The organism is Archaeoglobus sp. UBA230 (assembly GCA_002507545.1).
Taxonomy (GTDB): domain Archaea; phylum Halobacteriota; class Archaeoglobi; order Archaeoglobales; family Archaeoglobaceae; genus Archaeoglobus.
The window spans coordinates 19463-40494 of record DAVR01000029.1; the positions used below are offsets into that span (position 1 = coordinate 19463).

Genomic DNA, 21032 nt, shown 5'->3' on the forward strand with positions numbered 1-21032 from the left:
ACGTGGGTAGAAAGCGAGTTTACGAAGTTGTAAAACATCTGCCAGTAGAAGAACTGGATAAAATGATCAAATCGAAAAAGATACGCGAATCCTAAGAAGGCTTTACTTCATAAGATATCTTGAGACGAGAATGATTTTGAGAGTATCTTCAAAAACGTGATTGAAAAAAGGAGTTGCAAGGGACCACGTTCTGAGGGAGTTGGGGCTTGAGCCTCCTAATCCCCATGGTGAGAAGAGTTGGCGAAAAAGTTCCAACCCTTATGAAACATCCCACATACAAGAGAAAGGTGGATTTACGCAGAAGATTAGCTGGAGAGACAAAAATTCTGTAAGAATGCTGACAAAAACCATCAAAAAAGGAAAATTGCTCAACAAATTGTTCTACCATCTACTGCCACAGTGTCTCTCATGACAGACCAGTTTTATGACTTCCAAATCCACGTATCCGCAGCCCACCTCACATAAATTCCCTTATAAGAAATCTTAAATCTCAAAGCAGAGTTAAAAATTTCTCTTGTAAATTGAGTGTCCTATTTCGATCTAACAACCTAATGCAAGGGTATTTGCCAGTGCCATATCAAACTTTTCTTTGAACTTCATTGAGGTGATATTTCAAAAACAACCAGTTCTGGTCAACAATTTTTTCAGATTATGCGTGAAAAAGGAAAAAATTTATAAAAAATCTTGTTCACGTTCTATCATGGTGCTTGGTGTAGAAGGAGAAAACATACGTGAAGTTGATCCGGAGAAGATAAACAGGGTATGGCTTAAATTTTACGATGAGGGTGTGAGAGCGAACATTGACTACCCTGTTATCCCAGCATACAAGCTACTGGATAATGCTGCCGCAACTGACCCAAATAAAATATGTTTCGAATTCTTTGGGGCGAAGTGGACTTACCAGCAGGTTAAAGATGCATCGGATAAGGTTGCAAATTTCCTTTTTGACATAGGTGTTGAGAAGGGTGACAGAATCGTTGTCGGACTCCCCAACACACCCCATTACGCAATCATCGCTTCTGCAATCTACAAAGTGGGAGGTATAGTTGTTCAGTGTAATCCGATATACACCGAGAGAGAACTGAGATACATTGTCAAGAACAGTGAGGCAACGAGGATGTTCTGTTTTGAAGGAATGTACCCCAGAGTCAGGCCCCTGATTGAAGAGGGAGACCTTGAGAAGGTTGTTATCTGCAGAATTGAGGACTTCCTTGGCTGGTTGAAGGGGGCACTTTTCAAAGCGTTCCTAAAGAGGAAAGTTGTTGGAAAAGTAGATATTGATAAAAGGAGTGAAGTCGTTTTCTGGGATGATGTGATGAGATACGAGAGAACAGAAAAAAGGGAAGAGATAAATCCGCTTGAAGATGTTGCGATGTTCCAGTATACTGGGGGAACTACTGGCTTTCCTAAGGGTGTTATGCTCACACACTACAACCTTGTGGTGAACGCCTATCAGGTTGCAGAGTGGGATGTAAAGACGACACCCTTTGATGTTGCTGTTGGCTGTCTGCCAGTTTTCCATGTCTACGGCATGACGATGATGAATGCATCGGCAGTTTTGAGAATGAAGGTTATCCCCATCCCAGACCCAAGAGACGTTGAGGCGATCATGAAAGCTGTACACAAGTATAGAGCAACGACTTTCACAGGTGTGCCGACCATGTTCATCGCAATGCTGAACCATCCAAAATTGCACAAATACAACCTGAGGAGCCTAAGGGTCTGTGTCAGCGGTGCCGCACCATTACCAGTTGAGGTCAAGCGAAGATGGGAGGAGATTACAGGTGGTAAACTCGTTGAGGGTTATGGACTGAGTGAAGCTTCACCCGTCACCCACTGTAACCCGCTTTACGGACAAAACAAGGCCGGAAGTATAGGAGTGCCGTATCCAGACACCTACGCTGTCATCGTTGATGAGGAAGGCACAATTCTTCCACCGGGCGAAGATGGGGAGTTGGCAATCTTTGGCCCTCAGGTGATGAAAGGCTACTGGAAGATGGATGAAGAAACGGACAAGACTTTGATAAACGGATGGCTGCTGACTGGAGATATGGCAAGAATGGATGAGGATGGCTACTTCTACATCGTTGACAGGAAGAAAGATATGATCGTGGCTGGTGGATACAACATCTACCCCAGAGAGGTTGAAGAAGTGCTCTTCGAGCATCCAGCAGTGGCTGAGGCTGCAGTTGTCGGTATTCCTGACCCCTACAGAGGAGAGACTGTAAAAGCTTACATCGTCCTCAGACCGGAGTATAGAGGAAAAGTTACGGAGAGGGACCTTGATAAGTTCTGCAGGGAAAGGTTGGCAGCTTACAAGGTGCCAAAAATTTACGAGTTCAGAAATGAACTGCCCAAGTCCCTTGTTGGGAAGGTTCTGAGAAGAGTTCTCAGAGATGAAGAACTTGAGAAGCTGAAAAAAGGTTAAAGCTTTTCTTTTCTTAAATCTATTATCTGCTTGGTCTCGGGCCCTGTGGAGATCAGAGTGACCGGAACCTTGACATCATCTTCAACCTTTTCCACGAACTGCTTTGCCTTTGGTGTTAGTTTCTCCCACTCGGTAACACCATAACACTCCTTGTCCAGCTTGTCCACTCCGGTTAAAGCAACCTGAGTGGCACCGTTCACCATCGCGGAGTAGCGGGCAAATTCTCCATCCCAGTAACCTATTCTCCTCCTTCTACCAGTAACTGTCCCGTATTCTACAATCCCAAGCTTCTCTGCCTCCTCCTGTGGCATCTCAGTCGGAAAAGGTCCAGCACCGACTCTCGTTGGGAAGCACTTGAAAACCACTATAACGTCGTCAATTCTCGTTGGTCCTACACCAACATCCGATGCCATTGCAGAGGCACTTGTATCCTTCGATGTCACGTAGGGATACGTGCCATAGTAAAGACTCAAGCCAAATCCCTGACTGCCCTCGATCAAAACAAACTCTCCCCTGTCTATAGCCTGGTTAACTTCCAGTGGCACGTCAGCCAAGAAATCCTTCAGCTCAGGGATATCTTTCGCTTGCTTTGCAGTTCTGTTCACCCTATCAACATTTGCTGGCCCGCAGCCCGTTCCAGTTGTGCCAATCTTCTTGCTCAAATGCTCACTCCCCTTATCAGCCTCGATGTGTTTTGGCTCGATTACGGAACACCTGTAGTCAATTCTCGCCCTGTCAGCCACATTCAACAGCTCAACCTCCCTCAAAAAGACCTCAGGATTTACGAGGACTCCAGCACCGATAAAAAGCTTCGCATCCTTGTAAACGAACCCTGAAGGTATCATCCTCACTCCAAACTTCTGACCGTCAATCTCAACCGTATGCCCCGCGTTAGGCCCTACTCCTCCCCTCGCGATGATTGTAGGTTTGTCACTGTATGCAACATGTGCCACAATCTTTCCCTTGCCTTCATCTCCCCAAAATCCGCCAACAACTATCGTAGCTCCCATAACATTAAAACTTTTCTTGGCTGTTTATTTCATTTGCGATTTTTCAGCCACTATTTTCTCAAGCTCGCCCACCCTTTCTTCTATTTCTTCCAGCCTTTTCTCCATTTCAATCTTCTCAAATTCTTTATGCTTGATTTCCACCACATCCCATCTGCTGTAATGGCCCACACAATCGAAATAAGCCTTTGTAACCATTCTCTCCCGCACGTCTATGTCGGCGTATATTATCTCCGCCCTATTCAAAACGGGTTCGACAATGTAAAGGGAAGAGGGATTTACAACTGAGCTCCCCCCGGCTGCTATGTCGAAGGCACCCTCTGGGAGCAAGTCGGATGAAAGATACATATTTGCACTAAGAACGAAGGTCTGCGTCTCGAAAGCGTATTCTCTGATCGCACAGTCAACATCGCATTGGTGAATTCTGTCCTTCTCAGGGTCAAATCTCCTCTTTACTGCGGTCGTTTTTTCTGCTACCCAGTATCCGGGCCAGAGAGCAATGTGAATTTCCTCACCCTTTAGTGCAAGTAGAGACTTTATAGGTGTCATGTGGTTTTCGTAGCAAACTAACCCTCCAATCATCCCAACATCGGTTTTGTAAGCCTCAATATCTCTCCCATCCCCCAACCCCCAGACCATTCTCTCTCCGTGCGTTGGCATCAACTTTCTGTGTCTCCCCAGATACTCTCCCCTCGAGGAAACGAAAGCAATTGTGTTGTAGAGAGTGAGGCTTCCAGGTTTATCGTCAAGCTCACTCACACCAAGCACAACGTTAATATTGCCCTCTTTTGCAGCTTCCATGATCGGAGAGAGGTCTTGAGGCAACCTTACAGAATTGCGCTGATATTCCAGCATATAATCTGCCCACTTCTGTCCGGTAAACCCCCTCCAGTAGGGGTATCCGGGGATAAAGGTCTCAGGGAATGCAATTATCTTCGCACCCTTTTTTCCTGCTTCTTCTATTGCCTTCACAGCCCTATCAATGCTCCCCTCCTTGGACATGTAATCTGGTTCAATCTGGGCAATGGCCACTTTCATAATAATTTAAAAGTAAAGAATCAATAAAAGAGTTTCCTTAAATAAATTTCTCGACTATAGGTAGGAGTGGGGAAATAAGTCTGATTTTCGCTGGTATTCTGCATCTGAGAATTTTTCCCATATCTGCATCGCTCGCCAAACTCAATATTCTCGTTATTCTTTCATCGCTATCCGAGAATCTATCCCATAACCTTTTCAAGTAGTATGCATTCATCAGTGGTTGGTAAAGATATCTTTTCCACAACCTGTCATATTCCTCAAGCTCAGCATTTCCGTCAAAGTAACCGTTTATCACCTTTGCAGCCGCATCTCCAGCAACCATTGATGGGGGTATCCCTCCTCCAACATGGCTGATCACCATACTTGCGGAATCTCCTGCAAATAGAACGTTTCCGTAAACTGCCCTTTCCACAGGCAGATCAACTGGCACCACGGCACCAATGCCGCTCACAACCTCAGCCTTTTTCAGAAATTGTGAGGAATATGGATATTCCCTGACGAATCTGTCAAGTGCTCTGACAATTGTATCTCCTTTGTTGCTGTATTCAGGCCTGAATCCAATTCCAACGTTTGCCACACCATCCCCTTTGGGAATTATCCACGCGTAGGCTCCGGGAGATATTTCTCTGCCAATATACATGTAAACCACGTCCTCATCGCACTCAACACCCCTCATGACATATTGCTTTGCAGGCGAGAATTCCCTTTTCGGCAGGTTAAGAGCTTTAGCCAACCTTGAATTTGGACCATCGGATGCCACAATAACCTCCGCATCAATCTCTCCCCTTTCCGTGATTAGCTTATCCCCCCTCAATCCTTTGATCCTCGTTTTCAGCATTAGCTCATGTCCAGACTCTTCTGCAATGGTCTGGATCATCTTATCTCTTTCTACAACATGAAACTCAAAGTCTATTTCGTAGGTTCTTCCATTCGGGAGAATGAAGTGGACTTCTTTCGTTCTGTTACTCTCAAATCTCTTTGGAATGTTAAAAAGAGAGTAATCTTCAAGATTTGGGAGGAGGACTTTCATCTCCTTTTTTGTGGGTATGATCTCTCCACATTCAACCGGATAACCAAGCTTTTCCCTCTTATCAATGCCCAAAACTTCCAGCGAGCCTTTTAAACCTCTTAAAACGAATGCACCAGCGATCCCGACGCCCGCAACGGCAACATCCATGAGCCAAGATGGGCATCAACTTTTTAAAGTTTTCATATGACTCTGAGCATGGATGAGGAGATTTCATTATACGCATCCAGAGTCCTCGATTCCTTTGAATTTCTAAAAAAATTACTCGTTGAAAGAGGAGAATGTAATGAAAACGAGATTACTATTTACGATGACCCTCTGAAGGTTGTTGTAAAGAGGGACAGAATTGATTTTTACATCGGCGAGGTGTATGAGGGATCAGTGGGAAGAAATTTTGTGAGACTGAGTGACGAAGTTCTGGAGGAGGCGAAAATGTGGTTACAGGGTTTAGCGCTGCTCAAGTTCAAAAGATTCAGTGTGAGGAGGTAACATGTACGACTTCCCACCCTTCCGCCCGCCAAGTGAGGCTGGGAGCTATTTGATAAGAGCTGTTAGAGGTTGCAACTGGAATAAGTGCGCTTTTTGTGCGATGTATAAAGGTATGAGGTTTGAGATCAGAAAAAAAGAGGACGTTATGAGGGATATAGATAACATTCCCAAGCACTTCCCACCTTCAAAAACCGCCTTTATTGGTGACTCCAACCCCCTCATTCACCCAGACATACTTGAGATTGTCAAATACCTGAGGGAAAAGAGGAGGGAAGTGGAGAGAGTTACAGCCTATGCAAGAATCAAGACGATAGCAAAGATGCCAGAGAAGAGGCTTGAGGCATTGAGTGAGGCAGGATTGACAAGGCTGCACATGGGTCTTGAAAGTGGAGATAGAGAGGTGCTTGAGCTTGTAAATAAAGGGATAAAGCCTGAAGATGCTGTTGAAGCAGGTAGAAAGGCAACGAAGTATTTTGAAGTTACATACTATGTTATGACGGGTCTCGGCGGGAGAGAGAGGAGTGAGAGGCATGCAAGGAATACTGCAGAGGTGATAAACAAGGCAAAACCCACATTCGTAAGAGTTCGTAACTTCACGGTTATAGAGGGGACGCCGATAGAGGAGATGATAGGAAAGGAGATAACTTTGCTCAACGCAAGGGAGCAGCTTGAGGAGCTGAGGATGCTGATTGAGGGAATAGAAATCAAGACGTATTTCACCTGCGACCACGTTTCCAACTACCTCTTCACGAGGGGCGGCCCAATATTTTTCGGTGTTCACGGCATGCTGCCAGATGAAAAAGAGAATATGCTTGAGCAGATTGACGACACAATCAGGACAGTGGAGGTGCTGGAAAAGAGCGGAGAGAGGGTTTTGACGAGCAATGACATGTATAAACTTGGGCTGATAGGGCTATAGCATTTCAGGAGGAAAAAATAAGTCAAGATTTAAGCTTCTCTATCAGTTCATCTACTGGAATGGCGGGCATGGTGACAGTCCTTATAGTTCCTCTGCTCGCCAGTTCAACCATTGCTTTCATAACTATCGCATTATCCTCTGCCTCCACAATATTGACAAAATCATATTCCCCAAAAACCGCATATTGCTCCAGAACCCTTATCCCCATTCTTTCAAGCTCCTGATTTACTTCTTTTATTCTCTCAGGCTTTTCCTTCAGGGTTTCTGCTCCCTCATCCGTCAGTCTGGAGAGGATTACATACTTCATTTGCCTCACCCCATTATTGTTAATAATTAAACGTATTTAAAGTTAATTGGCCTGTGACGTGGAACAAGACAATTTTAAAAACCGCCATGAAATGCAGAGCATATGGATGTCGCTGAAAAGCTAAAGCTCGCAATGAGAAACGCAGAAGAAGTTGTAACTGAGGAGGAGTTAAAACATCTGATTGAAACCTCCGAAAGACCCACAGCATATGTCGGTTACGAGCCGAGCGGTGAGATACATCTGGGACACATGATGACTGTGCAGAAGCTGATAGATTTGCAGAAAGTTGGATTCAGAATTATCGTTCTTCTTGCTGATATTCACGCTTACCTGAATGAGAAAGGTACGTTTGAGGAGATTGCTGAGGTGGCTGAATACAACAAGAGGGTTTTCATAGCACTTGGTCTCGATGAGAGTATGGCAAAATTCGTGCTTGGCAGCGAGTATCAGCTCAATAGAGACTACGTCCTCGATGTCCTGAAGCTTGCGAGGATTACGACGCTCAACAGAGCAAGAAGAAGTATGGATGAAGTAAGCAGAAGAAAAGAGGATCCGATGGTATCGCAGATGATATATCCACTCATGCAGGCTCTTGATATAGCACACCTTGGGGTTGATTTAGCTGTTGGTGGGATAGACCAGAGAAAAATACACATGCTTGCAAGAGAGAATCTACCAAAGCTGGGTTACAAATCACCAGTATGCTTGCACACTCCAATTCTTGTCGGGCTTGATGGTGAGAAAATGAGCAGTTCTAAGGGTAACTACATCTCCGTCAGAGATGCCCCGGATGTCGTGGAGAGAAAGATCAGGAAAGCCTACTGTCCTGCTGGTGTTGTTGAAGACAATCCCATACTGGATATTGCGAGATATCACATCTTTCCGAGGTTCGGGGAGATGAAAATTGAAAGAGACGCTAAGTTCGGAGGAGATGTTGAATACGAGAGCTTTGAAAATCTGGTAGAAGATTTCAAATCAGGCTCGCTACATCCACTTGACCTAAAAATTGCCGTGGCAAAATATTTAAACAAGCTTCTCGAAGATGCAAGAAAAAGATTAGAGGTGTCTGTCTGAGTGATGAAGAGGATGTAATCAGGGTCAGACTTCCGGACAGGAATAAGGGAGAGATGTTCGGGATAGTGACGTCTATGCTGGGAGCTGGGCACATAAGGGTCAGATGTGAGGATGGTGTAGAGAGACTGGCAAGAATTCCGGGAAAGATGAGGAAGAGAATCTGGATCAGGGAAGGAGACGTTGTCATAGTCGTTCCCTGGTCGTTCCAGAAAGATAGAGGAGACATAGTCTGGAGATACACAAACCCGCAGGTTGAGTGGCTTGAGAGAAAGGGATATCTGAAGTTCTGAAATGGAGATTATTGATCTTCTGAAAGAGGCGGAGAGTAGGAAAGCTCTTGCTTTCGGAATCGGTGGCGGAGGAGATATAGTAAGCACGATACCCATTGCGGGGTTTCTGAGGCATTTTGGGTTTGAAGTCTACCACGGTAGCATAATCTGGGACAGAATAGTTGTTGATCCCAAACCCGGTCCGAGAAGTCTGGAGGAACTTGAAAGCATTGAAGTCATTAACAATACTGTAGGAATTGCAAACGTGAAAACGAGAACCAAAGACGGGGTCACACCCAATATCGCGAGGAGTGCAAGGCATTTCGGGAGGGTTGTGGCGCTCGATATCACGAAGGGTGTGGCAAAGCTGGCAGAAGGGATAAGAGACTTTGCGGAAAAAGAGAGTATTTCAGTCATAATTGGAGTTGATGCGGGGGGAGATGCGATCTCAGTAGGTTTTGAGTCTGGAGTTAGAAGTCCCCTCGCTGATGCGATGTGTGTCGCAGCGTTAAAGCAGGTTGATGGAATAGTTGCGGTTACGGGCTTCGGCAGCGATGGAGAGCTGAGGGTGGAAGAGCTTTTGCTAAACATTTCGCAGATTTTAGCCAATGGGGGCTTTCTCGGATGCTCATCCATGAGTAAGAGGGATTACCTGCTGATGAAGGAAGTAATCAGAGATGTTACAACGGAAGCGAGTCTGATACCTGTTCTGGCTTACGAAGGTGAGATGGGATTGAAGAAGCTCAGAAAGGGTAGAACAGCTTTAATTACCCCTCTTTCAACCCTGATCTTCTACTTCAAAGCGAAGGGCGTTTTTGAAATTAATGAGGCTGCAAAAATTGTTGAAAAAGCTTCAAATTTTGAGGAGGCTAACAGACTGCTCAATGCAGAGGGGATTCTGACTGAATACGACTTTGAGAGGGCTGTGAGCGGGTTAAAGATTTGACTCTCAGTCTTCAAGTAGCTCCGTGAGGTCTATTTCCTCCTCCTCTATATCAAAGTCTATATCACCCTCTTCTTCGATCTCTTCCTCCTCTACAATCTCTTCTTCCTCTTCAACTGTGTACTCCTCCTTAAGCCTCAGCAGAGCCTCTTTGACAGCCTTCCTATACTCCTCAACGTCAGTGCCATAGATTTCCCTTGCAAGCTTCACGTTCTCCCCTTCTCCTCTCTCCATCTCCCTGATCCTCTGTATCGTAGCCTTTGCAGTCTCAACAACCCAGTAATCCCTCGATTCCGCATCTGCTATGCTTATACTCTCCGGTCTTAGAGAGACAAACTTTCTCGTCTCACCCTCGAACAGCCTGACCTTGGCTGTAACAGCAACGAGATTTAGAACGTCAATCTCTGCGATGGCATCGTAGGCTTCGGGCTGAAACCTTCCGATATATCCTACAAAGCTCCCCGTCTGATCGGTAATGCGGATTCTGTAAATGCTGCTATCTTCTCCAACATCCGTTTTCTCCGTGAGAGCGCCTATGATGAAAACTCTGTTGCACTTCAGTCCGAGGGGAGTTAAGATGTAAACTGGGCTCTTCTCACCCTCATCTCTCATCGCATAGGTAGAATCCATTAGCTCTTTGGCAAAAACTCTCCTTGCTACCTCTCTTTTCATAAAAACAGTCATTTTATCCCTCCTCCAGCTCCGCCAGAAGCTCGTTTATTTCATTCTTGATGTCCGGTCTGTAGAACTCGACCTGTTTTGCCACGAGATACCTCGGCGTAAGACTTCCGACAACCTTAAGATACTTGCCCAGCAGTAACTTTTTCAGCTCTTCAAGAACTGCTCCTCTGTCGTAGTTTTCCTCAGCCATTTTTTTCGCCTTTTCGATGTCTATTCCCGTAAGCTCCTTTACACCTTCCTCGTTTATTATTACCTCATAAGTCCTCTCTCCATCGTCAAGCACACCCTTTATCCTCAAATCGTCATACCACTTCGTTTTTCCGTGAACCGGGCACTTACCCGACTTTATAACCCTGTTGCATCCTTCCTCACCACACCTCTGTATCAGGCCGCTGTTCTGCTGTATCGCTACCAGAGCCCCGACAACCTCTGTGTCCTCTCGCAAATCTTCAATTGGCTTTACCGCAATATCCTCCTTCAATTCCTCTATCTCACTTATCCTCGTGACATTCAACCTTAAAACATTGCCATAGTCGTCAACAACCACATTTCGGAATATGTAGCTTTTACCCTCAACAACGGGCTGTTTGTTCGCCTTTGCCCAAATCAGAAATCTTATCACACCTGTTTCATCCCCAATCAAGCCCGTTTGTGCTATTGACGGACTGCCAGACTCCCAGAGCTGGACAACTTTGGCTTTAACGCTCACCCACTTTCCAGCCTCCTTTATATCCCCAATCTTCGTAAATTGCTCTTTCAACTCTTCTCTGGGAACCTTGTACTCCCGAATGATGTAGTTGTTCATCGTCCGTATGGCCTCGCTTTCAGGAACCTTGAATTCCAGAAGGAGCTTTTTCAGTTTCTCAACAATTTCCTTCCTGTCAACACCATAATCCTTATACTTTTCGTAAATTTCGTTCGCGAGTGATTCAACTTTATCCATCCGATCACCTTATCACCCTTTATCAAACCTGTAAAAAGCTTTTCCGAAAGTTAAAAAATCGAGATATGAAGAGATTTGTGTGGCTAAGGTACTTGACGGCAGTACAGATGGGGTAAAAAGAGCTGTGGAGATTCTGAAAGAGGGTGGACTGGTTGCTTTTCCAACGGAGACGGTCTATGGATTAGGATGCGACGCTTTGGATGAGAACGCTGTAAGAAGAGTTTTTGAAGTCAAAAAAAGACCGCTTTCCAAACCGCTTATTGTTGGAGTTTCGGAAATTGATGAGGTTTACAAAATTGCAGAGGTTACCGGAGAAGCTGAAAGACTCATGAAGGAGTTTTTTCCCGGTCCTCTGACAATCGTTCTGAGAAAGAAGCTGGTTATTCCCAGCATCGTCACTGCAGGGATGAACAAGGTTGCGGTGAGAATGCCAGATCACGAAATTCCGCTCAAGCTTGCCAAAAAGCTCGGAAGACCGATTGTAGTTCCATCAGCCAATAAAACTGGGAAGCCAAGCCCGACGACCTACAAACATGTGCTCGAAGACTTGGGAAATGAGATAGACGCAGTAATCGTTGGGGAATGTTCTTTCGGCATAGAGTCCACTATCGTTGACCTCACAGTTAGACCTGCAAGAGTCTTGAGAACGGGGGCCGTTAAGGTGAACGAACTCAGAAAATCCATTGATGTTGTTGTTGAACCTCAAAAAGATGAGATATACACCATTTCATCCCCCGTTTACGTTTTTGTAGGGGAGAGGGCTGAAGAGAGGGTCAGAGAGTTTGCTGAAAGAATGGCAGAGAGAGGAATGAAGGTTGCAGTGATCGCGAGAAGGAAGATATTCGAGAACACAATAATCCTTGGAGAGTCAATTGAAAAATACTCATCAAAGCTTTTTTCAGCAGTAAGAGAGGCAGAATTGTTGAGACCTGATTTAATTGTTATTGAGGGCATCGAAGAGGAGGGGATTATGGACAGGCTTCGAAGGTTGGCAGGAGAGAAGATTTTCAGGGCTTAGGAAATTTGTGCAATGTTTAATATACACAAATGAATTTATCTTTTCATGGAAGAAATCTGGCTTGGAAAGGATGGTGAAAAATTCCATGCCCTCCTTTTCAGAAATGGTAGTGAAGCATGCATTGTGATGGCTCATGGATTCGGTGCAGTGAAGGATGCTTTGCTCCCCTACGCTGACGTTTTCAAAGAAAAATTTGATGTTCTTCTCTTCGACTACAGACATTTTGGCAAAAGTGACGGAGAACCGAGGCAACTCATCAGCATCAAAAAGCAGCTTGAGGACTGGGAGAGGGCTGTGAAATACGCCAAGGAAAGATATCGGAAGGTGGCTCTGTGGGGGTCATCCTTCAGTGGAGGACATGTTTTGGTGACAGCATCTAAACTCGATGTTGATGCAGTGGTATCTCAGGTTCCCTTTGTTGATGGAATGGCATGTGTGAAGGCTGCGGGGATGAAGGATTCAACTCTCCTAACACTGGCTGCCTTTGTTGATCTGCTTGCTTCTCTCTTTGGCAGATACTTTAATCTACCCATTGTCTCACCTCCCGGTAAGCTCGCCTTCATGAATACACCGGATGCCATGAAGTATCTCGAAATGCTGCCAGAAGGGGTTGAGTGGGAGAATTCAACACCCGCGAGAGTTGCTTTATCCCTCCCAAGATACAAACCAATTAGATTTGTAGATAAAATAAAATGTCCCGTGATGTATGTAATCGCCGAGAATGATTTGATAACACCAGCCTACGCAGCCCACAAAGCGGCGAAGATGACAAAAAAAGCAGAAGTTTTCAGCCTTGATTGCGGACACTTCGATGTCTATCTTGATTATTTCGATAAATGCACGAAAGCAGAGATGGAATTTCTCGAAAGAAATTTATGATATGCCTCCAACCCTCTACATGGAATACATCGAGATTGACTGCCCCATATGTGACGATGCCAAGCTGCACAAAGCAGAAGTTCTCCAAGTCAGGAAGGGAAAGTTCAGGAGGAGAACTTCAGAATTTGATGCCACAATTTTTATAGTCAGATGCACAGATTGCGGGACAAAGGGAATCGTTAGGAAAGTTGAACAGATTAATATGGAGAGCTATGAGTTCCCCTTTGAGGATTAGCTTCGACGAAAATATCGCTGAAGACCATGTGGTGTGTTGGGGGATAACAGTAGCACTGCTTAAAAAATCCCTTTTTGGGAAAACTCCTGATGAAAGGCGTGAAGTCATCAAAAGGAAGATCACTAAAGCAATAGAGGAGCTTGAGCTTGAGAGAGTTGCGAATGAGTTCAAGGTATCAATGCTCTCCGCGTGGGTGAGATACTACGTTTTCAAGATTGATGGGGATGGAAAAAGCTATGTTCTCAACATTCTGGCCCCCAATTCGCCAATCAATAGCTTTCGCGAAATACTTGACCCGTTGAAAGGGGTTTTTGAGAAATACAATGAAAATATTGCAAGACCAATAGCCTATACAGATGAATTCATGCTCCAAGAATGGGTTGACGGCATACCTCTCTCGGAATTCAGAGATGGAGACATCATGAAGAGCGACCCTAAAACTGTGAAGATGATTGAAGAGTCAATTTTCAGGAGTGTAAAGCTACTCTACAGCCTTTGGAAGGATGGATACACCTACACACCCTTTGAAGACTATGAAGCCATGTACTGCAAAGGAAAAATCGTCCTGCTCGACGTTACGAGGTTCTCAAGGAGAATGAACACAGATGAGGAGTTTTTTGATTGTTACTACGGTACTCCATTCACACCACCTGACGTGCTGAAGCCGAGCGACAATCCTGTTAATCGCCTTTACTTCCGGGGCGTTAGTGAGAAGGACTACTTCGGGGTTGACAGGAAGAGGTATCTTGAGCTGTTTCTAATGGGGGTTGCGAGTGAGTGCGAGAGCTTCGAAGAATTCAGCAGTGTCTGCCCTCCAGATGTGGACGCTGAAATGATTTGGGCTATTTCAAACCCTCAACAAAGGCTCTGACATTCTTTCCAAGCACCGAGTGATTGTATCCGCCCTCAAGAACTGCAAATCTCCTCCCTTCACATTTGTTCTCCGCATTCTCTCTCACGATTTTCCCAATTTCTCTGTAGTCTTCAGTTTCCAATATTCCGCCCCAGTCATCCTTATGCCTGTCGAATCCTGCTGAAACTGCAATGATGTCATACTCTTCTTTCCTCAGAAAATCGTCAATTCCTGCTACATCTCCTCCCTGCATGTGAAAATATTTCACCCTCTCATCATTTGCAAAGGTGTTGGCAGTCCCGTCTCCAAAGTGCAGATCAAAGTCAACTATTGCTGCCCTCCTTATTTTACCTGTATTCAGCAGCTTTTTAACCGCTATAGCTATGTTGTTGAAATAACAGAAGCCCCAGCTGCTATCAGGGCTTGCATGATGTCCCGGAGGTCGTATTGCTGCGAATGCAGGCTCGGTGAATGCAATTTGTGATGCCTTAATCGCTCCTCCTGCTGCAAGGACTGCAACCTCATAAACCTCCGGCTCGCTCCTGACGTAAGCGTAGTGCTCTGATGTATGAACGAGCAGAATATCCTCTTTTGTTGCAGATTCTGGCTCAACAAACTCAAAATCTCGGAGCTCTTCAACAATTGACTCCATCCTTCCAGATTCCGCAGCAGGGTCTGAGGTGTAAACTGTATAGAACTTGGGATGAAACACAATTTTCATACAGATCAATCTCCACAAAATTCTTTAATTTTTCCGATTATATGCCCTAATGATTGCATCCGCTCCGGGCAAGATAATTCTGTTCGGCGAGCATGCAGTTGTTTACGGAAGGCATGCCCTCGTTTCAGCAATAAATAAGAGATGTAGGGTTAGGGTGGAGAAGGCAGAGGACTTCAGAATAAAATCTCAGCTTGGGATAACCGGACTGGACTTCAAGATTCATCCATACGTCAGCTTTGCCGTTAAAAGGTTCGGAGAGGTCGTGGACATTAAGGGTGCTGAAATAGAGATTGAAAGTGAAATTCCCATAGGTTCGGGACTTGGAAGTTCTGCTGCCGTGATTGTGGCGACGATTAAAGCATTAAGTGCCGAGTTTGATGTTGGTCTGAGCAAAGAGGAGATATTTGAGATGGCAAAGAAAGTTGAAATTGACGTTCAGGGGAGAGCGAGCGGAATAGACCCATTCATATCCACCTACGGTGGAGCGTGGCTATTTCCCGAAAGAGTAAAGGTTGAAGTTCCCTTCAGCTTTTTCGTCTTCAATCTCGGGGAGAAGTCAACAGCTGAAATGGTTTCAAAAGTGGCTGGGCTGAAAGAGAGGCATCCAGAAATTGTGGAAAAGATTTTTGATGCAATTGACATCATCTCGCTCGAAGCGAGCAAGAACATGGACGATGTTGAATTCATAAATGAACTTATAGCCCTCAACCAGTCCCTGCTGAGAGCAATAGGTGTAAGCACTCCAGAAATAGACGAGGTGATTGCCGAATTAGAAAAACAGGGGATGACGGCAAAAATAACCGGGGCAGGTGGAGGAGGATGTGTGTTTGGTATCTACACGGGAAATAAACCAGAAGGGAGTATGATCGTTGAATGCGAGACGGAAGGTGTTAGAGTTGAGGAAGATTAGAATACTGAAGGTTGGCGGGTCTGTTATTACGGACAAGGACGAGGGTGCTTTTGAAAAACTTAATAGAGATGCTCTCAAAGAGGTGTGCAGAGCCATATCTGAAAGTTGGGATGGTCTGATTGTCGTTCACGGTGCTGGCTCATTCGGTCACCCCCACGTGAAAAAGTATGGTCTGAACACTCTTGGAGCTTCAAAGGTTCATCTTGCATGTCTTCGCCTGAGTGAGCATTTCTGTTCCACCCTTGTGGAATTTGGAGTTGCAGCACTACCAATCCATCCCATGACCTTCTACACACGCACTTCAGACCTTGAGTGCAATGTGGAATACATCACGAGAGCCTTAAATTCTGGCTTCCTTCCGGTTCTCCATGGCGACGTCATTTTTGGTAAAGATGGCATAGAGGTTCTTTCGGGGGATGACATCGTGATTCATTTGGCAGAATGCATCAAACCATCCCGAATCGGCTTCGCCACTGATGTTGACGGCGTATTGCTCAAGGGAAAGGTTGTTGAAAGGCTGGATATTGAGACTGTGGAAAGGATCGAGTATGAAGGGAGAGAGAAGACTGATGTAACGGGAGGAATGCTGAATAAAATTCGGAAGGTTTTCAGCATGAACCACAGATGCGAGGTTTTCATCTTCAGAGGAGATTACAGTAATTTGAAGAGGTTTTTGAAGGGAGAAAAAGTGGGAACGGAGGTGGTTTTGTGAGCACATCAAAAAGGAAGATAGACCACATAAGAATCTGCCTCGAAGAAGGGGTCGAATCGGAGTATACCGGACTTGAGGACGTCATGCTCATCCATAAAGCCTTACCTGAGGTAGATTACTCAAAGATAAAGACTGAGGTTGATTTTTTTGGCAAAAAACTGTCTTTTCCCTTCCTTATAGCTTCGATGACTGGTGGACATCCAGAAACAAAGAGTATCAACGCGAATTTGGCTGAGGCTGTTGAGGAGATGGGAATAGGGATGGGTGTTGGAAGCCAGAGGGCGGCTATTGAGAATGAGGGTTTGGCTGATAGCTTTACGATTGTAAGAGAGAAGGCACCAAAAGCATTCATTTACGCTAACATAGGTGCACCTCAAGTTCTTGAGGAGGGTGTTGAGATTGTGGAGAAGGCTGTTGAGATGATAGACGCTGATGCTGTTGCTATCCACCTCAACTACCTTCAAGAGGCGATTCAGCCTGAAGGAGATGTGAATGCAGAAAAGTGCGTAGATGCAGTCAGAGAGGTGTGTAGAGATATCAAGGTGCCAGTGATAGCAAAGGAGACTGGAGCTGGGGTCAGCAGAGAGGTCGCGGTTATGCTCAGAGATGCCGGAGTTGCTGCAATAGATGTGGGAGGAAAGGGGGGGACGACATTCAGCGGGGTTGAGGTTTACAGAGTTGATGATGAAATAAGCAGGGCTGTAGGCCTCGACTTTTGGGACTGGGGAATACCGACTGCATTCAGCATAGTTGACTGCAGGGGTATTCTTCCTCTCATTGCAACTGGCGGTATAAGAAATGGTATTGACGTTGCGAAATGTATTGTGCTCGGAGCTGAAGTCGCGAGCGCTGCCTTACCATTCCTCAGGGCAGCAGTTGAGGGTGTTGAAGCTGTAAAGGAGATCATCGAATACTTCAGGAAGGGGCTGAAAACGGCAATGTTTTTAACTGGTTGCAGAGATACTGACGATCTGAAGAGGGCACCTGTGTTCATCAGTGGATGGCTGAGAGAGTGGATTAGGTTTCGAGAAGGGAGGTAGCATGCTGAAGGATGAAATTGAAAAAAGGGCTGAGATAATTAATAGAGCAATCGAGAGATTCTTGCCCGAGATGGAGCCTGAAGGACTCTACTCTGCAGCAAGACATCTAATTAAAGCTGGAGGAAAAAGGTTGAGGCCAGTTATAAGCCTCCTTATTGCCGAGGCTCTTGGTAAAGACTATAAGAGAATTATTCCAGCTGCCGTTAGCGTTGAGACTGTGCACAACTTCACACTCGTCCATGATGATATAATGGACAGGGATGAAATGAGGCGAGGAGTTCCGACTGTTCACAGGGTTTACGGAGAGGCTACCGCAATTCTTGCAGGTGATACCCTCTTTGCCGAAGCTTTCAAACTGCTGACGAAATGTGATACTGAACCAGAAAACATCGTAAAGGCTGTTGAAACTCTCTCCAATGTGTGCATTAAAATCTGTGAGGGGCAATATATGGACATGAGCTTTGAGAGCAGGGATGTGATTTCTGAAGAAGAGTATCTTGAAATGGTCAAGCTCAAAACTGGCGTTCTTATAGCAGCCTCATCCTCTCTACCTGCCATTCTGCTGGGTGAAGATGAAGATGTCGTGAACAGCCTTTGGGAGTATGGGATCCTGAGTGGAATAGCTTTTCAGATACACGACGATGTTCTCGACCTAACCGAAAATACGGGGAAGGACTGGGGAAGTGACCTGCTCAAAGGAAAGAAAACCTTAATCGTGATAAAGGCCTTTGAGGATGGTGTTAAGCTAAATACGTTCGGCAAGCAGGTTGCAAGCGAAGAAGAGATTAGATACGACATTGAAAAGCTCAAGAAATGTGGAGCTATTGACTATGCTGTAATAAGAGCAAGGGAGTATGCGGAACAGGCAAAGGAGAGATTGACGATACTGCCAGAAAGTGACGCAAGAGAAGTGTTGATTGAGCTTACCGATTACCTTGTTAGAAGAAAAAAGTAGCGACAAAAATTTATATGGGTTAAATTGAAATTTAAAAAGGTGAGAGAAAATGTACGTTCCTGCGAGGAGTCTGGCGAGAAAGTCCGTAGTCCTTACAGATGGTACCGTTGTTGGAACGCTTTACAACATCACTGTTGATTTCAAAACTGGGAGCATCGTAAATCTGCTTGTAAAGCCACAGAATGAAGTTCCTGAGTTTAAGAAGGAGGAAGGGCTGTATATAATCCCCTTTGAGTGTGTGAGGTCTTTAAAGGATTTCATAGTAGTTGACAGAAGAAGAGTCAGATGAGAGATTACCTATTTCCACCCCTTGTCCTCCCACTTTTCGTCCTACTCATAGTTCTCCCCTTCTTGCTTATCCTGTTCATATTTACTGGTACTGCAGTTTTTCAGATTGTTTTCGGTGTTGATGCGAATACGGCTTTAATGATATTTGCATTAATTTTATTCGGTAGCATTATCAATATCCCGATTTATGAAAAGGAGGGAATTGTCTACGAGACAAGATATAGAGTATTCGGATTTATCTACGCGATCAGAAGAAGAGGAAAGATAGTTGTAGCGGTAAATCTGGGAGGATGTATTTTCCCGTCAATTCTCGCCATTAAGGCTTTATCAGACCTGCTCAAATATATGAGCACAGAATTCTGGCTTTTCATATTTGTTCTCACGTCTGTCGTTATATACTCCTTCGCTAAACCTGTGCCGGGTGTGGGAGTGGTCGTTCCAATGCTTATACCCCCACTAACAGCGGCATTCTTCAGCTTTATAGCCATCTCTTTGGCAAATCTACCCTTAATCTTGCTTCCAAAACTTGCATTTTCGACCGGTGTTCTTTCTGCACTTTTCGGTGCAGACATACTACACATGAAAGACTTGGACAGGATAGGTTCAGGAGTTGTAAGTATCGGAGGTGCAGGCACCTTTGACGGGATTTTCCTGACGGGTATTTTTGCAGTTATCTTCTCAGTTTTGCTTATTTAGCTCTTCAATCAAATCCCTTACCGCCATCCTCACTGCCTCCTCGCTGCTGTATTTAGGTCTCCATCCGATTTTTTTCAGTCTCTCTATGCTCAGCAGCATAACTGGCACATCCCCTTTCCACCCCCTGTCACCTCCCGTAAAACGGAACTTGGGGTTCAAATCCAGTTCCTCGCAGACAATCTCCGCGATTCTTCTGACCTTAACCTGATCCTCACTGCCTATGTTGAATATGTTGACCCTTTCATTAGCTTTCAGACCTGCAAACATAGCATCAACGCAGTCACTAATGTAGATATAGGATTTATTCTGCTCACCATTTCCGAGAATCTCAAGCTCCTTCGGATTTTTCCTTAGTTTCATCATAAAATCGTAGATAACCCCATGCGTGCTTCTTCTGCCGATCACGTTGGCAAATCTATATATCCACGCCTGCATGTCGAAGGTGTGACAATACGACTCGATTAAAGCCTCACAAGCGAGCTTTGAAGCTCCGTAGAGGCTTATCGGGTGGGTGGGATAATCTTCAGGAGTGGGAATGACCTTTGCTTCTCCATAAACAGTAGAGGTGGATGTGAATATTATTCTGCTCACCTTAGTTTTCCTCATAGATTCAAGAAGTCTGTATGTAGCGAGAATGTTATTTCTGTAAATCTCATCTGGATTTTCTGCACCAATTCTAACATTAGGATTTGCTGCAATGTGCCAGACCTCTTCTGCACCGCTAATATACTCTGTAACTTCCTCAGAAGATATATCAGCTTTAACAATTTTTGCCTCCGGATTGACAAACTCCTCTTTCCCACTGGAAAAGTTGTCTATAACTATTATCTCATCGGATTCTATCAGCTTATCAACCACATGACTGCCGATGAAGCCTGCTCCTCCCGTTACCACTATCATTGGGAAAGATTTTAAAATGAGTAGTTATATACTTTTTCTGCACACGCCAGTGAGGTGATAGTGGTGCTTCCAAACCAGATGGTAAAGTCAATGATAGGAAAAATAATTAAGGTTGAAATGAAAGGCGAAGAGAGCCAGTTGGTTGGCAGGCTTGAGGGGGTAGATGACTACATGAACCTCTATCTCACAAATGCAATGGAATACAAAGGAGAAGAGAAAGTTAGAAACTTAGGTGAAATAGTGCTTAGAGGAAACAACGTTGTGTTGATTCAACCACAAGAAGAATGACAGACTTTCAGATAACAGACACAAGGGAGGAAATCCTGAAAATACTCGAGGAAAGAGGAGCTGTTCTACAGAAGGATTTGTGGAAGGAGCTGAATATTGATAGCAGCAAATGCTCCAGAATTTTAAGAAAGCTGGAGAAAGAGGGGCTGATAAGGAGAGTCGAAGTTGTCGTTGATGGAGTTAAGACCTTCAAGATAATTCCTGCTGGTGCAGAAGAGGAAGTGGAAGAGGAGGAGGAACTTGATCTCAAGGCAGTATTAAGCAGAATGGAGGAGGTTGCAAGACTTCCACCTTGCTTTGCCTGTATTGAAACTGACTGTGAGGCTGAGAAATGTTTGAAGCTTGAGGTGTGGTTTTTGGGGAGATGCAGAATGTTGAGTTAGATATTTTAATATGTTTGAACTATTTGGTT

General features: G+C 44.9%; 27 protein-coding genes and 1 pseudogene. 20 read left to right on the forward strand and 8 right to left on the reverse strand.

Annotated elements, in window-relative coordinates:
* Window positions 1–2: 2 nt before the first annotated feature.
* The 3 genes and pseudogenes from BP688_RS08730 to BP688_RS08740 all read left to right on the forward strand — a co-directional run.
* Window positions 3–121: pseudogene (locus BP688_RS08730) on the forward strand (IS630 family transposase); the annotation flags it as partial.
* 85 nt (window positions 122–206) lie between these two features.
* Complete coding sequence (locus BP688_RS08735; RefSeq protein ID WP_290624009.1) at window positions 207–332, forward strand: hypothetical protein; 126 nt, start codon at window positions 207–209, stop codon at window positions 330–332.
* Between the two features lie 368 nt (window positions 333–700).
* Window positions 701–2428: a long-chain-fatty-acid--CoA ligase gene (locus BP688_RS08740; protein ID WP_290624007.1), complete on the forward strand. Its 1728-nt coding sequence runs from the start codon at window positions 701–703 to the stop codon at window positions 2426–2428.
* Here the strand turns inward: BP688_RS08740 and BP688_RS08745 are convergent.
* From BP688_RS08745 to BP688_RS08755, 3 genes are read right to left on the reverse strand one after another with little or no spacing between them, the layout of a single operon-like run.
* The gene (locus BP688_RS08745; protein ID WP_290624005.1) at window positions 2425–3438 is read right to left on the reverse strand and encodes an adenylosuccinate synthetase; all 1014 of its coding nucleotides are present in this window, start codon (window positions 3436–3438) and stop codon (window positions 2425–2427) included. The two genes, BP688_RS08740 and BP688_RS08745, sit on opposite strands and share 4 nt — an antisense overlap.
* A 24-nt stretch (window positions 3439–3462) precedes the next feature.
* On the reverse strand, window positions 3463–4473 hold the full coding sequence (locus BP688_RS08750) for a carbon-nitrogen hydrolase family protein (RefSeq protein WP_290596012.1): 1011 nt from the start codon (window positions 4471–4473) through the stop codon (window positions 3463–3465).
* A 37-nt stretch (window positions 4474–4510) separates the two neighbouring features.
* A complete protein-coding gene (locus BP688_RS08755) occupies window positions 4511–5650 on the reverse strand; it encodes a geranylgeranyl reductase family protein (RefSeq protein WP_290596011.1) in 1140 nt (379 codons plus the stop codon).
* Window positions 5651–5698: 48 nt separating this feature from the next.
* Between BP688_RS08755 and BP688_RS08760 the strand changes: the two genes are divergently transcribed.
* Together BP688_RS08760 and BP688_RS08765 are read left to right on the forward strand one after the other, a co-directional pair.
* Window positions 5699–5989, forward strand: coding sequence for a hypothetical protein (locus BP688_RS08760; protein ID WP_290596010.1), 291 nt, complete (start codon window positions 5699–5701; stop codon window positions 5987–5989).
* 1 nt (window position 5990) lies between these two features.
* Window positions 5991–6908, forward strand: a complete 918-nt coding sequence (locus tag BP688_RS08765) for a B12-binding domain-containing radical SAM protein (RefSeq protein WP_290624003.1) — start codon at window positions 5991–5993, stop codon at window positions 6906–6908.
* Window positions 6909–6930: 22 nt separating this feature from the next.
* On the opposite strand, the gene BP688_RS08770 is transcribed toward BP688_RS08765, so the two are convergent.
* Entirely contained in the window at window positions 6931–7215 is a 285-nt protein-coding gene (locus BP688_RS08770) for a GYD domain-containing protein (protein ID WP_290596008.1), read from the reverse strand.
* A gap of 102 nt (window positions 7216–7317) precedes the next feature.
* Here BP688_RS08770 and BP688_RS08775 point away from each other — a divergent pair, with 102 nt between their 5' ends.
* From BP688_RS08775 to BP688_RS08785, 3 genes are read left to right on the forward strand one after another with little or no spacing between them, the layout of a single operon-like run.
* The gene (locus BP688_RS08775) at window positions 7318–8289 is read left to right on the forward strand and encodes a tyrosine--tRNA ligase (RefSeq protein ID WP_290596007.1); all 972 of its coding nucleotides are present in this window, start codon (window positions 7318–7320) and stop codon (window positions 8287–8289) included.
* A complete protein-coding gene (gene eif1A / locus BP688_RS08780) occupies window positions 8286–8579 on the forward strand; it encodes a translation initiation factor eIF-1A (RefSeq protein ID WP_290596016.1) in 294 nt (97 codons plus the stop codon). The genes BP688_RS08775 and eif1A overlap by 4 nt, the downstream gene beginning before the upstream one ends.
* A gap of 1 nt (window position 8580) precedes the next feature.
* A complete protein-coding gene (locus BP688_RS08785) occupies window positions 8581–9504 on the forward strand; it encodes a DUF1152 domain-containing protein (protein ID WP_290596006.1) in 924 nt (307 codons plus the stop codon).
* 3 nt (window positions 9505–9507) lie between these two features.
* Here BP688_RS08785 and BP688_RS08790 read toward each other — a convergent pair whose 3' ends face one another.
* Window positions 9508–10185, reverse strand: a complete 678-nt coding sequence (locus BP688_RS08790; protein WP_290596005.1) for a hypothetical protein — start codon at window positions 10183–10185, stop codon at window positions 9508–9510.
* A 1-nt stretch (window position 10186) separates the two neighbouring features.
* A complete protein-coding gene (locus tag BP688_RS08795) occupies window positions 10187–11125 on the reverse strand; it encodes a replication protein A (RefSeq protein WP_290596004.1) in 939 nt (312 codons plus the stop codon).
* A gap of 79 nt (window positions 11126–11204) precedes the next feature.
* Between BP688_RS08795 and BP688_RS08800 the strand changes: the two genes are divergently transcribed.
* The 4 genes from BP688_RS08800 to BP688_RS08815 are packed head-to-tail and all read left to right on the forward strand — an operon-like array spanning window position 11205 to window position 14128.
* Window positions 11205–12143 (forward strand): L-threonylcarbamoyladenylate synthase, encoded by a 939-nt coding sequence (locus BP688_RS08800; protein WP_290596003.1) that lies wholly within the window; start codon window positions 11205–11207, stop codon window positions 12141–12143.
* 45 nt (window positions 12144–12188) lie between these two features.
* On the forward strand, window positions 12189–13022 hold the full coding sequence (locus BP688_RS08805) for an alpha/beta hydrolase (RefSeq protein WP_290596002.1): 834 nt from the start codon (window positions 12189–12191) through the stop codon (window positions 13020–13022).
* A 19-nt stretch (window positions 13023–13041) separates the two neighbouring features.
* Window positions 13042–13257, forward strand: coding sequence for a hypothetical protein (locus BP688_RS08810; RefSeq protein WP_290596001.1), 216 nt, complete (start codon window positions 13042–13044; stop codon window positions 13255–13257).
* The gene (locus BP688_RS08815) at window positions 13247–14128 is read left to right on the forward strand and encodes a hypothetical protein (RefSeq protein WP_290596000.1); all 882 of its coding nucleotides are present in this window, start codon (window positions 13247–13249) and stop codon (window positions 14126–14128) included. Before BP688_RS08810 ends, BP688_RS08815 begins: the two co-directional genes overlap by 11 nt.
* Here BP688_RS08815 and BP688_RS08820 read toward each other — a convergent pair.
* Window positions 14100–14831, reverse strand: coding sequence for a histone deacetylase family protein (locus BP688_RS08820; protein WP_290595999.1), 732 nt, complete (start codon window positions 14829–14831; stop codon window positions 14100–14102). The genes BP688_RS08815 and BP688_RS08820 overlap by 29 nt on opposite strands.
* A 49-nt stretch (window positions 14832–14880) precedes the next feature.
* Here BP688_RS08820 and mvk point away from each other — a divergent pair, with 49 nt between their 5' ends.
* The 6 genes from mvk to BP688_RS08850 are packed head-to-tail and all read left to right on the forward strand — an operon-like array spanning window position 14881 to window position 19432.
* Window positions 14881–15741: a mevalonate kinase gene (mvk, locus tag BP688_RS08825; protein WP_290623999.1), complete on the forward strand. Its 861-nt coding sequence runs from the start codon at window positions 14881–14883 to the stop codon at window positions 15739–15741.
* Complete coding sequence (locus tag BP688_RS08830) at window positions 15728–16453, forward strand: isopentenyl phosphate kinase (RefSeq protein ID WP_290595997.1); 726 nt, start codon at window positions 15728–15730, stop codon at window positions 16451–16453. The genes mvk and BP688_RS08830 overlap by 14 nt, the downstream gene beginning before the upstream one ends.
* Window positions 16450–17493: a type 2 isopentenyl-diphosphate Delta-isomerase gene (fni, locus tag BP688_RS08835; RefSeq protein WP_290623997.1), complete on the forward strand. Its 1044-nt coding sequence runs from the start codon at window positions 16450–16452 to the stop codon at window positions 17491–17493. Before BP688_RS08830 ends, fni begins: the two co-directional genes overlap by 4 nt.
* 1 nt (window position 17494) lies before the next feature.
* Window positions 17495–18448, forward strand: coding sequence for a polyprenyl synthetase family protein (locus BP688_RS08840; RefSeq protein WP_290595995.1), 954 nt, complete (start codon window positions 17495–17497; stop codon window positions 18446–18448).
* Between the two features lie 49 nt (window positions 18449–18497).
* Complete coding sequence (locus BP688_RS08845; protein WP_290595994.1) at window positions 18498–18737, forward strand: PRC-barrel domain-containing protein; 240 nt, start codon at window positions 18498–18500, stop codon at window positions 18735–18737.
* Window positions 18734–19432 (forward strand): DUF1614 domain-containing protein, encoded by a 699-nt coding sequence (locus BP688_RS08850; RefSeq protein ID WP_290595993.1) that lies wholly within the window; start codon window positions 18734–18736, stop codon window positions 19430–19432. Before BP688_RS08845 ends, BP688_RS08850 begins: the two co-directional genes overlap by 4 nt.
* On the opposite strand, the gene BP688_RS08855 is transcribed toward BP688_RS08850, so the two are convergent.
* Window positions 19415–20332, reverse strand: coding sequence for an NAD-dependent epimerase/dehydratase family protein (locus BP688_RS08855; protein WP_290623995.1), 918 nt, complete (start codon window positions 20330–20332; stop codon window positions 19415–19417). The two genes, BP688_RS08850 and BP688_RS08855, sit on opposite strands and share 18 nt — an antisense overlap.
* Before the next feature lie 63 nt (window positions 20333–20395).
* On the opposite strand from BP688_RS08855, the gene BP688_RS08860 reads away from it, so the two are divergent.
* On the forward strand, window positions 20396–20620 hold the full coding sequence (locus BP688_RS08860) for an LSM domain-containing protein (protein WP_290623993.1): 225 nt from the start codon (window positions 20396–20398) through the stop codon (window positions 20618–20620).
* Entirely contained in the window at window positions 20617–21003 is a 387-nt protein-coding gene (locus BP688_RS08865; RefSeq protein ID WP_290595990.1) for a helix-turn-helix transcriptional regulator, read from the forward strand. Before BP688_RS08860 ends, BP688_RS08865 begins: the two co-directional genes overlap by 4 nt.
* The last annotated feature ends 29 nt before the right edge of the window (window positions 21004–21032 follow it).

Bases quoted from the DNA above. Each gene is read 5' to 3' on its own strand.
- BP688_RS08740 (WP_290624007.1), top strand. From the start codon at position 701: ATGGTGCTTGGTGTAGAAGGAGAAAACATACGTGAAGTTGATCCGGAG.
- BP688_RS08745 (WP_290624005.1), bottom strand. From the start codon at position 3,438: ATGGGAGCTACGATAGTTGTTGGCGGATTTTGGGGAGATGAAGGCAAG.
- BP688_RS08750 (WP_290596012.1), bottom strand. From the start codon at position 4,473: ATGAAAGTGGCCATTGCCCAGATTGAACCAGATTACATGTCCAAGGAG.
- BP688_RS08755 (WP_290596011.1), bottom strand. From the start codon at position 5,650: ATGGATGTTGCCGTTGCGGGCGTCGGGATCGCTGGTGCATTCGTTTTA.
- BP688_RS08760 (WP_290596010.1), top strand. From the start codon at position 5,699: ATGGATGAGGAGATTTCATTATACGCATCCAGAGTCCTCGATTCCTTT.
- BP688_RS08765 (WP_290624003.1), top strand. From the start codon at position 5,991: ATGTACGACTTCCCACCCTTCCGCCCGCCAAGTGAGGCTGGGAGCTAT.
- BP688_RS08770 (WP_290596008.1), bottom strand. From the start codon at position 7,215: ATGAAGTATGTAATCCTCTCCAGACTGACGGATGAGGGAGCAGAAACC.
- BP688_RS08775 (WP_290596007.1), top strand. From the start codon at position 7,318: ATGGATGTCGCTGAAAAGCTAAAGCTCGCAATGAGAAACGCAGAAGAA.
- BP688_RS08785 (WP_290596006.1), top strand. From the start codon at position 8,581: ATGGAGATTATTGATCTTCTGAAAGAGGCGGAGAGTAGGAAAGCTCTT.
- BP688_RS08790 (WP_290596005.1), bottom strand. From the start codon at position 10,185: ATGACTGTTTTTATGAAAAGAGAGGTAGCAAGGAGAGTTTTTGCCAAA.
- BP688_RS08795 (WP_290596004.1), bottom strand. From the start codon at position 11,125: ATGGATAAAGTTGAATCACTCGCGAACGAAATTTACGAAAAGTATAAG.
- BP688_RS08805 (WP_290596002.1), top strand. From the start codon at position 12,189: ATGGAAGAAATCTGGCTTGGAAAGGATGGTGAAAAATTCCATGCCCTC.
- BP688_RS08810 (WP_290596001.1), top strand. From the start codon at position 13,042: ATGGAATACATCGAGATTGACTGCCCCATATGTGACGATGCCAAGCTG.
- BP688_RS08820 (WP_290595999.1), bottom strand. From the start codon at position 14,831: ATGAAAATTGTGTTTCATCCCAAGTTCTATACAGTTTACACCTCAGAC.
- mvk (WP_290623999.1), top strand. From the start codon at position 14,881: ATGATTGCATCCGCTCCGGGCAAGATAATTCTGTTCGGCGAGCATGCA.
- BP688_RS08840 (WP_290595995.1), top strand. From the start codon at position 17,495: ATGCTGAAGGATGAAATTGAAAAAAGGGCTGAGATAATTAATAGAGCA.
- BP688_RS08845 (WP_290595994.1), top strand. From the start codon at position 18,498: ATGTACGTTCCTGCGAGGAGTCTGGCGAGAAAGTCCGTAGTCCTTACA.
- BP688_RS08850 (WP_290595993.1), top strand. From the start codon at position 18,734: ATGAGAGATTACCTATTTCCACCCCTTGTCCTCCCACTTTTCGTCCTA.
- BP688_RS08855 (WP_290623995.1), bottom strand. From the start codon at position 20,332: ATGATAGTGGTAACGGGAGGAGCAGGCTTCATCGGCAGTCATGTGGTT.
- BP688_RS08865 (WP_290595990.1), top strand. From the start codon at position 20,617: ATGACAGACTTTCAGATAACAGACACAAGGGAGGAAATCCTGAAAATA.